Origin of the sequence: Halomonas lysinitropha (genome assembly GCF_902500215.1) — a bacterium.
GTDB lineage: Bacteria > Pseudomonadota > Gammaproteobacteria > Pseudomonadales > Halomonadaceae > Halomonas > Halomonas lysinitropha.
The window spans coordinates 224,127-240,147 of sequence record NZ_CABVOU010000046.1 but is presented as its reverse complement, the minus strand read 5'-3'; the positions used below and the strand labels follow the sequence as shown (position 1 = coordinate 240,147).

The 16,021-nt window shown below is 64.8% G+C and carries 17 protein-coding genes; 4 read left to right on the top strand and 13 right to left on the bottom strand.

The features are described from left to right. Nucleotides 1–8: 8 nt before the first annotated feature. The 8 genes from tolR to HALO32_RS16995 form a co-directional block, all read right to left on the bottom strand. The gene (gene tolR, locus HALO32_RS17030; RefSeq protein ID WP_151445083.1) at nucleotides 9–452 is read right to left on the bottom strand and encodes a protein TolR; all 444 of its coding nucleotides are present in this window, start codon (nucleotides 450–452) and stop codon (nucleotides 9–11) included. A gap of 13 nt (nucleotides 453–465) precedes the next feature. Beyond that, entirely contained in the window at nucleotides 466–1,155 is a 690-nt protein-coding gene (gene tolQ / locus HALO32_RS17025) for a protein TolQ (protein WP_151445082.1), read from the bottom strand. A 47-nt stretch (nucleotides 1,156–1,202) separates the two neighbouring features. Continuing rightward, nucleotides 1,203–2,219 (bottom strand): Holliday junction branch migration DNA helicase RuvB, encoded by a 1,017-nt coding sequence (ruvB, locus tag HALO32_RS17020; RefSeq protein ID WP_151445081.1) that lies wholly within the window; start codon nucleotides 2,217–2,219, stop codon nucleotides 1,203–1,205. A 44-nt stretch (nucleotides 2,220–2,263) separates the two neighbouring features. Beyond that, a complete protein-coding gene (ruvA, locus tag HALO32_RS17015) occupies nucleotides 2,264–2,878 on the bottom strand; it encodes a Holliday junction branch migration protein RuvA (protein WP_151445080.1) in 615 nt (204 codons plus the stop codon). Nucleotides 2,879–3,029: 151 nt separating this feature from the next. Beyond that, nucleotides 3,030–3,572, bottom strand: coding sequence for a crossover junction endodeoxyribonuclease RuvC (gene ruvC / locus HALO32_RS17010; protein WP_151445079.1), 543 nt, complete (start codon nucleotides 3,570–3,572; stop codon nucleotides 3,030–3,032). Between the two features lie 9 nt (nucleotides 3,573–3,581). Beyond that, nucleotides 3,582–4,331, bottom strand: coding sequence for a YebC/PmpR family DNA-binding transcriptional regulator (locus tag HALO32_RS17005; protein ID WP_151445078.1), 750 nt, complete (start codon nucleotides 4,329–4,331; stop codon nucleotides 3,582–3,584). A gap of 77 nt (nucleotides 4,332–4,408) precedes the next feature. Beyond that, nucleotides 4,409–6,190: an aspartate--tRNA ligase gene (aspS, locus tag HALO32_RS17000; RefSeq protein ID WP_151445077.1), complete on the bottom strand. Its 1,782-nt coding sequence runs from the start codon at nucleotides 6,188–6,190 to the stop codon at nucleotides 4,409–4,411. A 50-nt stretch (nucleotides 6,191–6,240) separates the two neighbouring features. Continuing rightward, the gene (locus HALO32_RS16995) at nucleotides 6,241–6,498 is read right to left on the bottom strand and encodes an FmdB family zinc ribbon protein (RefSeq protein ID WP_151445076.1); all 258 of its coding nucleotides are present in this window, start codon (nucleotides 6,496–6,498) and stop codon (nucleotides 6,241–6,243) included. Nucleotides 6,499–6,717: 219 nt separating this feature from the next. Here HALO32_RS16995 and HALO32_RS16990 point away from each other — a divergent pair, with 219 nt between their 5' ends. Continuing rightward, a complete protein-coding gene (locus tag HALO32_RS16990) occupies nucleotides 6,718–7,653 on the top strand; it encodes a D-2-hydroxyacid dehydrogenase (RefSeq protein WP_151445075.1) in 936 nt (311 codons plus the stop codon). Nucleotides 7,654–7,667: 14 nt separating this feature from the next. Beyond that, nucleotides 7,668–7,955, top strand: a complete 288-nt coding sequence (locus tag HALO32_RS16985) for a PfkB family carbohydrate kinase (RefSeq protein ID WP_225810122.1) — start codon at nucleotides 7,668–7,670, stop codon at nucleotides 7,953–7,955. Between the two features lie 59 nt (nucleotides 7,956–8,014). On the opposite strand, the gene HALO32_RS16980 is transcribed toward HALO32_RS16985, so the two are convergent. Beyond that, entirely contained in the window at nucleotides 8,015–8,287 is a 273-nt protein-coding gene (locus tag HALO32_RS16980) for an acylphosphatase (RefSeq protein ID WP_151445074.1), read from the bottom strand. A gap of 216 nt (nucleotides 8,288–8,503) precedes the next feature. On the opposite strand from HALO32_RS16980, the gene HALO32_RS16975 reads away from it, so the two are divergent. Next, the gene (locus HALO32_RS16975; protein ID WP_151445073.1) at nucleotides 8,504–9,550 is read left to right on the top strand and encodes a Glu/Leu/Phe/Val family dehydrogenase; all 1,047 of its coding nucleotides are present in this window, start codon (nucleotides 8,504–8,506) and stop codon (nucleotides 9,548–9,550) included. Nucleotides 9,551–9,630: 80 nt separating this feature from the next. Here the strand turns inward: HALO32_RS16975 and HALO32_RS16970 are convergent, their stop codons facing one another. Beyond that, complete coding sequence (locus HALO32_RS16970; protein WP_151445072.1) at nucleotides 9,631–10,557, bottom strand: YihY/virulence factor BrkB family protein; 927 nt, start codon at nucleotides 10,555–10,557, stop codon at nucleotides 9,631–9,633. A gap of 138 nt (nucleotides 10,558–10,695) precedes the next feature. On the opposite strand from HALO32_RS16970, the gene HALO32_RS16965 reads away from it, so the two are divergent. Then, nucleotides 10,696–11,787: a bifunctional nicotinamide-nucleotide adenylyltransferase/Nudix hydroxylase gene (locus HALO32_RS16965; RefSeq protein ID WP_151445071.1), complete on the top strand. Its 1,092-nt coding sequence runs from the start codon at nucleotides 10,696–10,698 to the stop codon at nucleotides 11,785–11,787. A 14-nt stretch (nucleotides 11,788–11,801) separates the two neighbouring features. On the opposite strand, the gene HALO32_RS16960 is transcribed toward HALO32_RS16965, so the two are convergent. From HALO32_RS16960 to HALO32_RS16950, 3 genes are all read right to left on the bottom strand, one after another. Beyond that, the gene (locus HALO32_RS16960; protein ID WP_151445070.1) at nucleotides 11,802–12,719 is read right to left on the bottom strand and encodes a LysR substrate-binding domain-containing protein; all 918 of its coding nucleotides are present in this window, start codon (nucleotides 12,717–12,719) and stop codon (nucleotides 11,802–11,804) included. A gap of 93 nt (nucleotides 12,720–12,812) precedes the next feature. Next, a complete protein-coding gene (gene cls / locus HALO32_RS16955) occupies nucleotides 12,813–14,231 on the bottom strand; it encodes a cardiolipin synthase (RefSeq protein WP_151445069.1) in 1,419 nt (472 codons plus the stop codon). A 115-nt stretch (nucleotides 14,232–14,346) separates the two neighbouring features. Beyond that, nucleotides 14,347–15,852, bottom strand: a complete 1,506-nt coding sequence (locus HALO32_RS16950) for a fumarate hydratase (RefSeq protein ID WP_151445068.1) — start codon at nucleotides 15,850–15,852, stop codon at nucleotides 14,347–14,349. Nucleotides 15,853–16,021 lie beyond the last annotated feature (169 nt).

The window sequence follows — 16,021 nt, the reverse complement described above, 5'->3', positions numbered from 1 at the left end:
TGGGCTCCTCAATTTTCCCCGGGAGGCGGTTCCGAGATCAGCCCGACATTGCTCACCCCGGCGGTCTGCAGCGTGCTCATCAGCGTCACCACCTGGCCATAGGGAACATTGCGATCGCCATGAACCATCACGGGTGTACCGGGCTGACGCTCCAGCAGGATGATCACGCGCTCGGCAATTTCATCAATGCCAACCTCGCGTGGTTCATCGCCGCCCACCCAGATTGAATACCGACCGTCACTCTCCACCGCGACATTGATTGGGTCGCTGTCCTCGGACGGATCGATGGGCTCCGAGGCTACCTGCGGCAGGTCGACCTGAACGCCCTGGGTCAGCATGGGCGCGGTGATCATAAAGATCACCAGCAGCACCAGCATCACGTCGATAAAGGGTACGACGTTGATCTCGCCCATGGGCTTGCGACGCCCGCCACGATTGAAGGGTCCTAGCATGAAAGCCTCTCCTTCAGTCGGCGCCGGGGTCGGACCGACCCTGCAGGTTGCGGTGCAGGATGGAATGGAACTCTTCGGCGAAGTCCTCGTACTTGCCCAGCAGGCGGCTAGATTCCGCGGAAAGCCGGTTGTAGAAGATCACCGCGGGAATCGCCGCAAACAAGCCCATGGCGGTAGCGATCAGCGCTTCGGCAATCCAGGGGGCCACGGTGGAAAGGGTGGCCTGCTGGGCCATGGAGAGAGACTGGAAGGAGCCCATGATGCCCCAGACGGTGCCGAACAGCCCGATGTAGGGGCTGGCCGAGGCGACCGTGGCCAGGAATACCAGGTGCAGGCTGAGGCGGTCTTCCTCGCGGGACCAGGCCACGCGCATGCTGCGCTGGACCCCTTCGAGAATCGCCTGGGGGCTGCGGGTCTTGGCCAGCAGACGGTTGAACTCGCGGAAGCCCGCACGGAAGACGTGCTCGGCCCCCTGGGTATCCTGCTCGGCGGGGGTCTCGCGGTAGAGATCATTGAGGTCGACGCCGGACCAGAAGCGGTCCTCGAAGGCACGGTGCGCCTTGCGCGCCCGGCGCAACACGAAGGTGCGCTGGAAGATCACCACCCAGGAGAGAATTGAGCCGATCATCAGGATCAGCATCACGATCTGCACCACGCCACTGGCGTTAATGATCAGGTGGGGTATGGACATCGAGTCGTTCACGGGCATCCTCGTCGGTCTTGGTCTGTCGTCACGGAAGTGGGCGTCCGCTAGTCGGAGGCGCGTTCATGAGGCGCCAGGTCGAAGTGTTCCCAGGCTTGACGGGTCACCACCCGGCCGCGAGCGGTGCGCATCATCAGACCCTGCTGGATCAGGTAGGGTTCGATGACGTCCTCGATAGTGTCGCGTTCCTCACCGATCGCCGCGGCCAGAGAGTCGATGCCCACCGGGCCACCGTCGAACTTCTCGATCATCGCCAGCAGCAGGCGCCGATCCATGTGATCGAGGCCATGGTGGTCCACATGGAGCATATTCAAGGCCAGGTCGGCGATCTCGGCATCCACGCGACCCTGGGCGCGCACCTCGGCGAAGTCACGCACCCGGCGCAGCAGCCGGTTGGCAATCCGCGGCGTACCCCGGGAACGGCGCGCGACTTCCCTGGCGCCCTCCCGGTCGCTCTCGACGCCCAGCAGGCGTGCAGAGCGCACGACGATTTCGGTGAGCTCGTCGACGCTGTAGAACTCCAGTCGCTGGACGATGCCGAAGCGGTCGCGCAGCGGCGAGGTCAACAGGCCCGCCCGGGTAGTGGCGCCGACCAGCGTGAAGGGAGGAAGGTCGAGCTTGATCGAACGCGCCGCCGGCCCCTCGCCGATGACGATATCGAGCTGGAAATCCTCCATGGCAGGATAGAGAATCTCCTCCACCACTGCCGACAGGCGATGAATCTCATCGATGAAGAGGACGTCGCCGGGCTGCAGGTTCGTGAGCATGGCGGCGAGGTCACCGGCCCGCTCGAGCACCGGCCCAGAGGTGGACTTTAGCCCCACCCCCATCTCGGCGGCGACGATGTTGGCGAGCGTCGTCTTGCCGAGCCCTGGCGGGCCGAACACCAGGGTGTGATCGAGACTCTCCTCGCGGCCACGCGCAGCGCTGATGAAGATATCAAGCTGTTCGCGCACCCGAGGCTGGCCGATGTAGTCCACCAGCCGCTTGGGACGAATGGCGTGGTCGACACCGCCCTCCCCGTCACGCGGGTCGGCGGCGATCAGGCGATCAGTCTCGAGCATGGTGGCCATCCGGCATCAGTTGCAAGCGTGGACGTGGCATCGGTTCACCCCGCCAGACGACGGGTCAGCGCCGCCTTGATCATCGCCTCGGTGGAACCGGAGGCCTCGAGACCGACGAGCATCCGCGTCGCCTCGGCGGGCCTGTAGCCCAGGCTGACCAGGGCCGCCTCGGCATCGGCGACAGGGTCCGGCGTATCGGATGATACGCCACCCGCGGCAGCGTGGGTGCCGACAGCCAGCTCACCCGGCTGCTCCCAATGGGGAAAGCGATCACGCATCTCGATGAGCAGCCGTTCGGCAGTCTTCTTGCCCACCCCGGGCAGCCGTGTCAGTGACTTGACATCGTCGTCCATCACGCAACGCACGAAGGCGTCCTCGTCCATGCCGGAGAGGATGCCCAGGGCCAGCTTGGGGCCGATCCCGTTGACCTTGATCAGGGCGCGGAAAAGCGCTCGCTCCTGCTCCCGGGCGAAGCCGAAGAGCAGATGAGCATCGTCCCGGATGGTCAGATGGGTATAGAGCGATACCGACTCACCGGTCCCGGGCATGGCCACCAGGGTGGTCATGGAGGCTTCCAGTTCATAGCCGACACCGGCCACGTCCACCACCATCCAAGGGGGCTGTTTCTCGAGCAGGGTGCCGCGCAGGCGTCCTATCATGAAATTCGCTGCCCCTCAGGGGATAGGTCAGGGAGTTGAATCTTTCGCGGCCCGGAGGCCGTCTTCGGGCCACTATACTGTTCGCCAGTGCCGCATGCCAGCCCGTGGGAACAGCGTTCGACAATCTGGCAGCGGCATCACGCGGCGCCGGTCATAATGGCCGGAAGTGTCGCCATGATACGCCTTTACGGCGGCTATGATGTCCTCCGAAGCTCCCCTCGCGAATCAGACCCATGCGCGCATGGGCATGGGTAAGCGCAACGGCCAGGGCATCGGCGGCATCCGCCTGTGGCGTGGCCGAGAGACCGAGGATGGCCGTCACCATGTGCTGCACCTTGCTCTTGTCGGCGCTTCCACTGCCCGTCACGGCCTGCTTGATCTGGCGAGGGCCGTATTCACTGACCGCTAGACCATGATTGGCCGCGCAGACGATGGCCGTGCCGCGAGCCTGGCCGAGCTTGAGGGCAGAGTCGGCATTCTTCGACATGAACACCTGCTCGATGGCGAATTCTCCCGGGCCGTGCACCGCAATAAGCTCGCCGACTCCGGCATAGACCTGGGCCAGGCGCTGTGCCAGATCGTCGGCCTGAATGCGAATGCATCCGCTGGCGACGTAGCGTGGCGTGGGCATGGTGACGTCCAGCACCCCATAGCCGGTGATCCGCGAACCGGGGTCGATGCCGAGGATCAGCATCTGCAGGGCTCAGTCGAGCTGGTCGAGGACATGGTCGGCGAACTCCGCGTTGGTGGTGACGTTCTGGACGTCGTCCAGGTCTTCCAGCATGTCGAGCAGCTTGAGAACTCTCTGGGCGAACTCCGCATCGGCAACGGGCGTCGTGGAATCCGGATAGAGCCCCACGTCGCTCTGCTCGGGCTCGATCCCCGCCTCAATGAGCGCGTCCTTGACCCGGCCGAAGGAGTCGGGCGTGGTGACCACCTCGAGGCGGCCATCGTCGCGGGCCTCGATCTCCTCGGGCTCCGCTTCCAGGGTGGCCTCGATGGCGGCTTCCTCCGTGACCTCCTTCGGAAGAAGCAGGCGGCCCTGGCGGTGGAACATGAAGGCCACCGAGCCCGTGGTGCCGAGGTTACCGCCATGCTTGCCGAAGGCATGTCGAACTTCCGAGACCGTCCGATTGCGGTTATCGGTCATGCACTCGACCATCACTGCCACGCCCTCGGGGCCATACCCCTCGTAGACGCACTCCTCCATGGCATCGCCGTCGGCGTTACCAGCGCCCCGGTCCACTGCCCGCTGGATGGTCTCCTTGGTCATGTTGTTGGCCAGCGCCTTGTCGACGGCGGCACGCAGCCGAGGATTGTCGGACAGCTCGCCGCCGCCTTGGCGGGCGGCCACGCTCAACTCGCGGATCAGCTTGTTGAAGATCTTGCCGCGCCTGGCGTCCTGGGCCGCCTTGCGATGCTTGATATTGGCCCACTTGCTGTGTCCTGCCATTCACTGCTCCTTGCCAGAAACATGACACCGGCGCCATAGGGCGCCGGTGGGATGACTTCGGGTCGCAGGGGTCGCCGTCACTCGCCGGTGGTTTCCGTCTTGGCCTTCTGCCGCAGCCGAATATTGAGATCCTTGAGCTGCTCGGCGTCGACCTCGCTGGGCGCGTCGGTCATCAGGCAGGCGGCGCTCTGCGTCTTCGGGAAAGCGATCACCTCGCGGATGCTGCGCGCTCCGGTCATCAGCATCACCAGTCGGTCGAGGCCGAAGGCGAGCCCGCCATGGGGCGGTGCCCCATACTGCAGGGCGTCGAGCAGGAAGCCGAACTTCTCACGCGCTTCCTCCTCGCCGATGCCGAGCACCTCGAGCACCGTACTCTGCATGTGGCGATCATGGATACGGATCGAGCCGCCTCCCAGTTCGGTGCCGTTGAGGACCATGTCGTAGGCCCGCGACAGCGCCGCGATCGGGTCTGCCTTGAGGGTTTCCACGTCGCAGGCCGGCGCGGTGAACGGATGGTGCAGGGCCTGCATACGGGCGCTGCCGTCGTCCTCGAACATCGGGAAGTCGACCACCCACAGGGGTGCCCAGTCGCGCGTATAGAGATTGAGATCCTCACCGAGCTTGACGCGCAAGGCACCGAGTGACTCGTTGACGATGCGTGTCTTGTCGGCACCGAAGAAGACGAGGTCACCATCCTCGGCGCCGACCCGGTCGAGCAGTTCCTCGACCACGTTCTCCATGAACTTGACGATGGGCGACTGCAGCCCCTCGAGACCCTTGCTGCGGTCGTTGACCTTGATCCAGGCCAGGCCCCGGGCACCGTAGATGCCGACGAAGCGGGTATAGTCGTCGATCTCCTTGCGCGACAGCACGGCGCCATTGGGCACCTTGAGCGCGGCCACCCGACCGTCGTCGGCGTTGGCCGGGCCGGAGAACACCTTGAAGTCAACCTGCTTCATCAGGTCGTCGACATCGGTCAGCATCAACGGGATGCGCAGATCCGGCTTGTCGGAGCCGTAGCGGCTCATCGCCTCGTCCCAGCCCATGCGCGGGAAGGCCGGCAACTCGACATCCAGCACGTCCCGGAAAAGCTGGCGCACCATCGACTCGGTGATCGCCATGATATCGTCCTCGTTGACGAAGGACGCCTCGAGGTCGATCTGGGTGAACTCCGGCTGACGGTCGGCGCGCAGGTCCTCGTCGCGGAAGCACTTGGCGATCTGATAGTAGCGATCGAAGCCCGACACCATCAGCAGCTGCTTGAACAGCTGCGGCGACTGGGGCAGCGCGAAGAAGCTGCCAGGGTGGGTGCGACTGGGCACCAGATAGTCACGCGCCCCTTCCGGCGTGGCACGCGTGAGCACCGGGGTCTCGATATCGAGAAAGCCCTGCCCTTCGAGGAAGGCGCGCACGCTGTGCGTGATGCGCGAACGCAGCCGCAGCTTCTCGACCATCTCGGGGCGACGTAGATCGATGTAGCGATGCTTGAGGCGCACCTCTTCACCCACCTTGCCGTGCTCGTCGAGCTGAAAGGGCGGCGTGGCGGCGGTGTTGAGCACCTCGACTTTGCTGGCCAGCACCTCGATCAGGCCGGTGGGCATCTTGGCATTCTGGGTGCCCTCCGGACGCAGCCTGACGCGACCGACGATGCGCAGCACGTACTCGTTGCGGGCGCTGTCCGCGTTGGCGAAGGCCTCGGCGGTATCGGGGTCGACCACGACCTGAGCGATGCCATCGCGATCGCGCATATCGAGGAAGATCACGCCCCCATGGTCACGGCGGCGATGGACCCAGCCGCACAGGGTGACCGTCTGATCCACGAGGATCTCGTTCAGCTGGCCGCAATAATGGCTGCGCATGTCAAATCCTGTTCTGTTGCATGAAATAGTGAGAGGCGGCGTCGGGCGGCTCAGGCCGCCGCCCCGTCCTTGCTTGGCGTCTTGTCGACCTGGCCGCCCTTGTCGCCGGCCAGGTTCTTCTTGCTGCCGGTCTTGAAATCGGTCTCGTACCAGCCGCCACCGGCCAGTCGGAATCCGGCGGCGGAGATCAGGCGGTTGAGCTCGGCCGCCTTGCAGGCCGGACAGTCTCTCAGCGGCTCGGCGCTGATCTTCTGAAGCTTTTCCAGGCGGTGGCCGCAGGCCTTGCACTCGTATTCGTAGATGGGCATGGTTTGATCACTCCCGATGTAATGACATTACCCATGGGTCAAGCACGGGCAGGGGCTCTCACCGCCTCGCGCTAGCATTGTGCGATGATGATATAAGGCCGGCCCGCCGATAATCCAAGCCTGCCTCGAAGGCGGGCTATTATAGCCTGTCGCGCCGGGCAAGGCCCACCCCTGCTGCGGCCTGTTGCCCGACTCGCCTGCATCGACAAGGAACTTCGCATGAAAGCCGTCATTCTCGACGCCGCCAGCCTGGGGCCCGATATCGACCTGGCCCCGATCCGCCAGCACCTCGCCAGCCTGGACGTGCATGAACAGAGTACTCGCGACCAGGCCGCCGAGCGGCTTGCCGGTGCCGAGGTGGCCATCGTCAACAAGGTGGTGCTCGACGCCGACATCCTCGACGCCCTGACCTCGCTCAAGCTGATCTGCGTGCTGGCCACCGGTACCAACAATATCGACATGGCCGCGGCCGAACGCCTGGGCATCACCGTGAAGAATGTCACGGCCTACGGCACGGCCAGCGTGGCTCAGCACACGCTGATGCTGATGCTGGCCCTCGCCACCCGGCTGCCCCTTTATCAGCGCGATGTGGCGGAGAACCGCTGGAATGAAAGCCCTTTCTTCTGCTTGATGGATCACACGACCCTGCAGCTGGAGGACAAGCGACTGGTGATCGTCGGCCAGGGCGAACTGGGTTCGAAGGTGGCACGTCTGGCGCAGGCCTTCGGCATGCATGTCGATTTCGCCGCCCGCCCCGGCAACGAGGCCCATGACAGCCGCCCGGGGCTGCGTGAGCTGGCCCCCGAGGCGGACGTGATCAGCCTGCACTGCCCCCTCACCGAGGCCACCCGCCATCTGGTCGACGCCGCCCTGCTGGCCACCCTCAAGCCAGGCGTCCTGCTGATCAACTGCGCCCGGGGCGGGATCATCGACGAGGAGGCCGCCCTCGAGGCGCTGCGTCAGGGACGTCTGGGAGGGCTTGGCGTCGACGTGCTGCCGGTGGAACCACCTCGCCAAGGCCACCCGCTCCTCGATGCTCTGGATGAGCCGCTCAACCTGATCGTCACGCCGCACAACGCCTGGATCACCCCCGAGGCCCGCCAGCGTATCGTGGCCCTCACCGCCGACAATCTGCGCGACTGGCAGGAAGGTTGAGCACGGAAGCTCGCATGCTGCACAACTTCGGCTCCATCAATCTCGATCATTTCTATCGCGTTCCCCATCTGGTGCGTCCCGGGGAAACCCTGGCCGGCCGCGATTACCGGATAGGCCTGGGCGGCAAGGGGGCCAACCAGTCGCTGGCCATGGCACGCGCCGGCGGGCGGATCCGCCACTGGGGACGCCTGGGGCGCCAGGATTCATGGGCCCGCGACATGCTGCAACACACCGGGATGGAGGTCTGTCTGGGCGCGGATGGCGATGCCATCAGCGACGGGAATGCCGATACCCTGGCCTGAGGACGGGCAATCGACCGGTGCGACACGCGCGAGAAGCATCGCACCGGTTCCTGGCGGGGTCAGCCGGTGCGGAAATCGTCCGGCTCGTGGGTATCGATCACCTCGAATTCCACATGGGTGACCCGGGCATTTTCCGGCCCCTCCCACAGCCACTCGGCGAGCCGCTTGACCGCCTCGCGCTCGCCACACATCAGCACCTCGACGCGCCCGTCCGGCAGGTTGATCGCATGGCCGGTGATCCCGGCCCTGAGGGCCCGCTCCCGGGTCGCCCCGCGGTACCAGACACCCTGAACCTTGCCCGTCACCAGCGCTTTCGCGCAGCACTTGTCCATGGCCATCTCCTCTGTCGTCGCGATCGGTGGCGTTTGGTTCCTTTCTACCAGCCGGGTCCGACCTCGGCCAGCCTCCCGACCTTCCTGTTCGAGGGCCAATGCCCTAGTCTTGTCACTATCCCCGGACGCTAGACGGCCACAAGCCCTTCGCGGCCGAGGATCGCCCTACCCGGGACGACACAACCACAATGATCATCCTCACGAGGGACTTCCAGCATGTCAGTCTTCGACCACCCCGAGTTCGACCACCATCAGCAGATCGTCTTCGGCAGCGACCAGGCAAGCGGCCTGCGCGCCATCATTGCCATCCACGACACCACCCGCGGCCCCGCCCTGGGCGGCCTGCGCATCTTTCCCTATGCCAGTGATGCCGAGGCACTGACCGACGTGCTGCGCCTCTCACGCGGCATGACCTACAAGTCGGCCCTCGCCGACCTGCCGCTGGGTGGCGGCAAGGCGGTGATCATCGCCGATCCGCGCCGCGACAAGACGCCCGAACTGCTTCGCGCCATGGGCCGACTGGTCGACGGCCTGGGCGGGGCCTATATCACCGCCGAGGACTCCGGCAGCAGCGAGGCTGACATGCGGCTCATCGCCGAGGCAACCGAGCATGTCGGCGGCCTGCCCCGCCACGGCGCTACCTCGGGTGATCCATCGCCCTTCACGGCCTGGGGAGTGTTCTGCGCGCTGAAGAGCGCCGTTCGTCATGGCCTGGGTCGCAACGACCTGACAGACATCAGGGTAGCGGTGCAAGGGGTCGGGAACGTCGGGGCCCATCTGGCACGCTACCTTCATGCCGCCGGAGCCCGACTGGTATTGACCGACGTCGATGACCCCGCCCTTGTCCGCCTCGCCGAGGAGCTCGATGCCGAGGCGGTGGCGCCGGCAGCGATCACCGATGCCGAGGTCGATGTATTCGCTCCCTGTGCGCTGGGCGCCGCCCTCTCGGAAGCAGTGGTCGACCGCCTGAAGGCCAGGGTGATCTGCGGCGCCGCCAACAATCAGTTGGCCGCTGCGGGGATCGCCGAGCGACTGATGGCACGCGGCATCCTCTATACGCCGGACTATGTGGCCAATGCCGGCGGGGTCATCGAGATCGCCTGGCAACGTCGAGACGACTACCGCCGCGATGCCGTGATGGAACACATCGAGGGGATAGGAGCCACGCTGGACGAAATCTTCACTCGTGCCGAACGCGAGGGAGTCAGTCCTGCCATCGTGGCCGACGACCTGGCCCGGGAGCGTTTCCGCGCTGTCAGTTGAGGCGCACTTGCGAATCATGATGCCCCCCTGAAGGCCGGCGATGGCCGGCCTTCAGGGGTGTTGAGCTCCCGGCATTTCACTCACTTATCAAGCAGCTCATGGCGGACCAGCACCGCGGAGTTGCGCGGTACCACCGGCTTGCCGGACGCCATCAGGTGGCACTTGGTGAAGGCGGCACCGAACAGGAGGATAAGGGACGAATAATAGACCCAGAGGAGGATCATCACTACTGACCCGGCGGCGCCGTAAGTCGAGGCCGTGGCCGTGTAGGCCAGATAGACGGCAATGGCCGAGCGTCCGATGGCGAACAGTACGGCGGTGACCACGGCGCCGACCAGCACATCCTGCCAGCGCAGCACCACGTCCGGCAGCACCTTGAAGATGGTAGCGAAGAGCGCGGCGATCACCGCCAGCGAGACCAGGAATTCGGCACCCGTGGTCAGGAAACCGACGAAGGGCAGCAGATCATCGGCCGCCTGTAGCATCGCCCGTATCACCACGCCAAGCACCAGCGATACCAAGAGAATAAAGCCGATGGAGAGCACCACAGTCAGCGACAGCAATCGGTTCTTCAGGAACTTGAAGGCACTGTTGCTGCTGGGCCTGGCCGTCACGCCCCAGAGGGTATTCAGCGAGAACTGCATCTGGGCAAAGACGGTGGTAGCACCGACCAGCAGAGCGCCCACACCTAGAATGGACGGCAACAGGCCCGACTCCTCGATACGTGATTGGGCGACCGCCTGCTCGATGGCCGCGGCGGCGTCATGGCCCATGGTACCCTGTAGCTGGGCAACAATCTGACCATGGGCGGCCTCCTCGCCGAGTACCACGCCGATCACCGTAACGGCGATGATCATGGTGGGTGCCAGGGAGAAGAGCGTATAGAAGGCCAGCGAACCGGCATAGCTGAAGGCGTTGCGTTCCAGCCACAGCTTCGCGGCCCCCTGCACCACCTTCGCCCAGAACAGCCACGCTTCCCTGATGGTCGCCACGCTCGCCTTGATCATCCCGCTCCCCGCGTCCTCGTCATTTCCTTCAGGATACCCGAATGTAGCCGGCCAGCCGAGACCGCTGCCAATTGCAGCGGATCGCAGGCCTGACCATAATGGGCTCCGCTCGTTTTCCCGCTTTTCCCAGGAGGCCCCATGACCTCACGACCGGGCACCGAGAACCCTGCCGACTTCGATTGCCTGGTGTTCATCGGTCGTTTCCAGCCTCCCCATCTGGGGCACCTGGCGGTGATCCGTGAGGCCCTGCGCCATGCGCGCCAGGTCATCGTGCTGGTGGGTTCGGCCTGGCAGGCCCGCTCGCTGCGCAACCCATGGCGCTACGAGGAGCGCCTGCGAATGCTGCGCAGTGCCTTCGAGGAGGAGGAGAATACTCGGCTGGAAATAGTGCCGCTGCTCGATGCCCTCTACAACAATGATGTCTGGGTGCGCGATGTCCAGCGCAAGGTACGCGACATCGCCAGCCCGACGCACGCCAGGCTGCCGCGCATCGGCCTGATCGGTGCCAGTCGCGGCCAGTCCAGCTACTACCTGGCGCTCTTCCCGCAGTGGGAGTCGGTCAGCGTGCCCCTGGTGGAGGGCATCTCGGCCAGCCGGATCCGCGAGCGGCTGTTCCGCTCCCCCTCCTCGGCGAATGATTACCTGAGTACCCATGCCACCCACGACCTGCCTCCCGGAGTGGTGGCGCGGATATGCGACTTCCTGGAGGAGGCACCCTACGGGCAGCTGGTCGAGGAGCAGCAGCTTCTGGACCAGTACCGCCAGGCGTGGTCCCAGGCCCCCTACCCGCCGATCTTCGTCACCGTGAATGCCGTGGTGGTGCAGTCCGGACATGTGCTGCTGGTCAGGCGCACCGCCGCGCCCGGCAAGGGTCTCTACGCCCTGCCCGGCGGCTTCATCAGCCCCCATGAACGGCTGATGGACGCCTGTCTGAGGGAGTTGCGCGAGCGGGTTCGCCTCAAGGTACCCGAGGCCGTACTCAAGGGCTCGCTACGCGGCCAGCGGCTCTTTGATGAACCCCACCGCAGCTGGCGGGGGCGCACCCTGGCAGAAGCCTTCTACTTCGCCCTGCGCCCCGAGCAGCAGCTGCCTCAGCTCAAGCCGGTCAAGGGCGGCGATCATGCGCGCTGGGTTGCCCTGGCCGATCTCGATCCCGAAAGCCTCTTCGAGGATCACTTCTTCATCATTCAGGACTTTCTGGGACTGCCCGCTGACTTTGGTGGGTCGTGAGTCGGCCTTCAGGATTAGGCTTGCAGGAAGTCGCGGGGCAACTTCATCATTTGCCGCCACAGCTTTTCGACGCCCGGCTTGTGCACCAGCGAACAGCGGTATAGACGGATCTCCAGCGGCACGTCCCAATGTTCGTCGCCGGCCCTGACCACACGCCCCTCTCTGAGCTCCTGGCGAATGCAGAAGTCGGGGATCCAGGCCGTGCCCATACCCTGCATCACCATGCCCTTGAGTCCCTCGGCCATGGCCGTCTCGTAGACGGTTCTCAGGCGCATGCGCAAGGGGTCGTTCTTCAGCAGCATGCGCACACTGCGCCCCAGAAAGGCCCCCTGGGTGTAGGCCAGGTAGGGAATCGACTCCTGGCCCTCCAGCGGGAAGCGCGGTCTGCCCTGCTCGTCGGGCAGGCAGACCGGCAGCATCTTGACCTGGCCGATGTAGAAGGAGGGAAAGACCTCGGCATCGAGCTGCATGCTGGCATAGGGATCGTAGTAGGCGAGCATGAGGTCACAATTGCCCTCGCGTAATACATGGATCGCATCCCCCACGTTCATGGCCACCAGGCGGGTAGGTAGCTCGCCCAGGCCCTGTTGAAGACGGGAGATCCACTGGGGATAGAAGCTCAGCGCGAGGGAGTGGGCGGCGACGATATCCAGCGCCTCGTTGGCCATGGCCAGGCCACGCAGGTGGCCGAGGCTCTCGTTGAGCTGCTCGACGATGTTGCGGGCGGTGACCAGGAACAGCTGCCCTTCGGGGGTCAGGTCCACCGGGGTGGTCGAGCGGTCGACCAGGGTGACGCCGACGGCCTGCTCCAGGGAGCGGATGCGCCGGCTGAAAGCCGGCTGGGTGACATGTCGCTGACGGGCCGAGGCGGAAAAGCTGCGCGTACTGGCCAGGGCAACGAAGTCTTCCAGCCACTTGGTCTCGAGATTCACCCGCTCTCCCCTGGGTATCTGCCTGCACGACTCCTGCCAGGGAGCCTTCGAAGCCGCTAATGTACCCCAGCGGCACTCAGGACCCAAGCCGACTCACTGGATCGGCGAGAGCAGGTAGGCTGCCCGGGACAGCAGCTTGCGCCATAGCGTGCGACGAGTCAGCTCCTCGAGGGTCACGCGACGGCAGTCGGTGAAGTCGCGCTCGAGCATCAGGCGTACCTCGGCGGCGAACTGACGGTCGGGCACCACGGCGGTGATCTCGAAATTGAGCCGAAAGGAGCGGTTGTCCAGATTGACCGTGCCGACACTGGCAGCAGCATCGTCGACCAGCATCACCTTCTGATGCAGGAACCCAGGCTGGTAACGGTAGACTCGGACCCCGGCGCGCAACATGTCGGGCAGGAAGGAGAAGGCCGAGAGGAAGACCAGCAGGTGATCGGGACGTTCAGGCATCATGATGCGCACGTCGACCCCGCGCATCGCCGCCAGGCGCAAGGCATCCTGCACGCCCTGATCAGGCACGAAATAGGGGCTGGTCACCCAGAAGCGTTCGTGGGCACTGTGGATCGCGAGCTGAACCAGCAGGCTCGCCGTCTCCTGAGTGTCTGCCGGTCCGGAGGGCACGATCACCACGTTCTGGTTGGCATCCGGGCTTGGCCGGGGCGTCCAGGTCAGGGAGATCATCTCGCCGGTGGCCCAGTGCCAATCCTCCCAGAAGGCCTCCTGCAGGCCCAGCACGCTGGGGCCGGTGAGCTTGAGATGGGTGTCGCGCCAGTGGCCATGTCGGGGGTGCTGCCCGAGATATTCGGTGCCGACGTTGAAGCCCCCCAGCCAGCCTTCCCGGCCGTCGACCACCAGCACCTTGCGATGGTTGCGGAAGTTGAGCTGGAAGCGATGCTTGAAACCACGGGAGGAGCGGAAGGCGCTGACCTCAACGCCGGCCTCGGCGAGGTCGCGGAGGAAGCGGTCGCCGAGCCCGCGACTGCCGATCTCGTCGTAGAGAAAGTAGATGCGCACGTCGCGCTCGGCGGCCTGCTGCAGGCGGTGCTTGAGCTCGATGCCGAGGGCATCGTCGCGGACGATGAAGAACTGGATGAGCACATATTCTTCTGCCGCCTCGATGCCGGCAAAGAGGCTGTCGAAGGTCGCCTCGCCGTCGATGAGCAGTTCCGCGTGATTGCCACGAGTCAAAGGCATCATCGCCAGCTGTTCCACGGCGCGGATATCCGTATCACCGGTGTCGGGCAGGTAGGGGTCGAAGCGGTCACGGTAACGAGCCAGCAGGCGGCGCAGCACGGTATCGCGCTCGCCCCGGGCCGAAACATAGCCGTAGAAGCGCGGTCGGCCGAAGACCCAGTAGGCCGGTACCGCCACATAGGGCATGGTGATCAGCGAGATGATCCAGGCGATGGCCCCCTGGGAGGTACGGCTGGACATCAGGGCCAGCACCGCCGAAACGAAGCCCAGCAGGTAGGTCAGGAAAATAGCCAGGCCGATCAGCCAGGAGGTCATGGTCGGTTCCCCTTCCGTAGGAGGACGACACCGCCGTCGGAATACAGTTACCTGCAGCATACTCCCAACGACGTCGGCCCCACCAGATGGCAGGGCCGACACCTTCTCGGGAGGATCAGGCGCGCTCGGCGATGATCTCCTTCCACTTGGCGGGACCAGTCTGGTGAACGGAGGTGCCCTGGCTGTCCACGGCCACGGTCACCGGCATGTCCTCCACCTCGAATTCGTAGATGGCTTCCATGCCCAGGTCCTCGAAGCCGACTACGCGAGATTTCTTGATCGCTTGGGCGACCAGGTAGGCGGAACCGCCCACGGCCATCAGGTAGACCGCCTGGTTGTCACGGATTGCTTCGATAGCCGCTTCGCCACGCTCCGCCTTGCCGACCATGCCCAGCAGGCCGGTCTCCTCGAGCATGGTACGGGTAAACTTGTCCATGCGGGTCGCCGTGGTCGGACCGGCCGGGCCCACTACCTCATCACGCACCGGATCCACCGGGCCCACGTAGTAGATGAAGCGCCCTTTCATGTCCACGGGCAGCGGCTCGCCCCTGGCAATCATGTCGACCATGCGCTTGTGCGCGGCGTCGCGGCCGGTGAGCAGCTTGCCGTTGAGCAGCAGGGTGTCACCAGGTTGCCAGGACCGCACCTCTTCCGGGGTTACGCTATCGAGATCGACGCGCTTGACGTTGTCGCCGCTCTCGCGGGTGACTTCCGGCCAGTCCTCGAGCTTCGGCACCGGAAGCGAAGCGGGCCCGGAGCCATCCAGGGTGAAGTGAGCATGACGGGTGGCGGCACAGTTGGGAATGATCGCCACCGGCTTGTTGGCGGCATGGGTCGGGAAATCCTTGACCTTGATATCGAGGACCGTGGTCAGACCGCCCAGACCCTGGGCGCCGATGCCGCTCCGGTTGACCTTGTCGAAGAGTTCCAGACGAAGCTCTTCGGCGCGATTGGTCGGGCCACGCGCCTGGAGCTCCTGGATATCGATAGGATCGAGCAGCGCCTCCTTGGCGATCTCCATGGCCTTCTCGGCGGTGCCGCCGATACCGATGCCGAGCATGCCCGGCGGGCACCACCCGGCGCCCATCTTGGGCAGCTGCTCCATCACCCAGTCGACCACGCTGTCGGAGGGATTGAGCATGGCGAACTTTGACTTCGCTTCGCTACCGCCGCCCTTGGCGGCGACATGCACCTCGACGCTGTCACCGGGCACCAGCTTGTGGTGAATGACGGCCGGGGTATTGTCGCCGGTGTTCTTGCGGGCGCCGTCCGGGTCGGCCAGCACCGAGGCCCGCAGCACATTGTCGGGCAGCTGATAAGCACGGCGGACGCCCTCGTTGATCATGTCGTCGAGGCTCATGTCAGCCTCGAAACGGACATTCATGCCCACGTGCACGAAGACGGTAACGATACCGGTGTCCTGGCAGATCGGGCGCTTGCCGAAGGCACACATCCGCGAGTTGATCAGGATCTGGGCGATGGCGTCCTTGGCAGCCGGATTTTCTTCACGTTCGTAAGCCGCCGCCATGGCGTCGATGAAGTCCTTGGGATGGTAATAGGAGATGTACTGCAGGGCATCGGCGACGCTCTGGATCAGGTCGTCCTGGCGAATCACGGTCATGGGCAAGGGACTCCTTGGCGTTATCGGCATGCCCGCGTCGAGGTGGGGTCGCAGCGGCGGGCTTGAACGGCGGGCATTATACCCCAGCCTTTGGCTTGTCGACATTCTTGCAACCTAAGTTGTATGTGCACGTAAATGAATGATAGGAAAGATAACGGTATAAAACTTG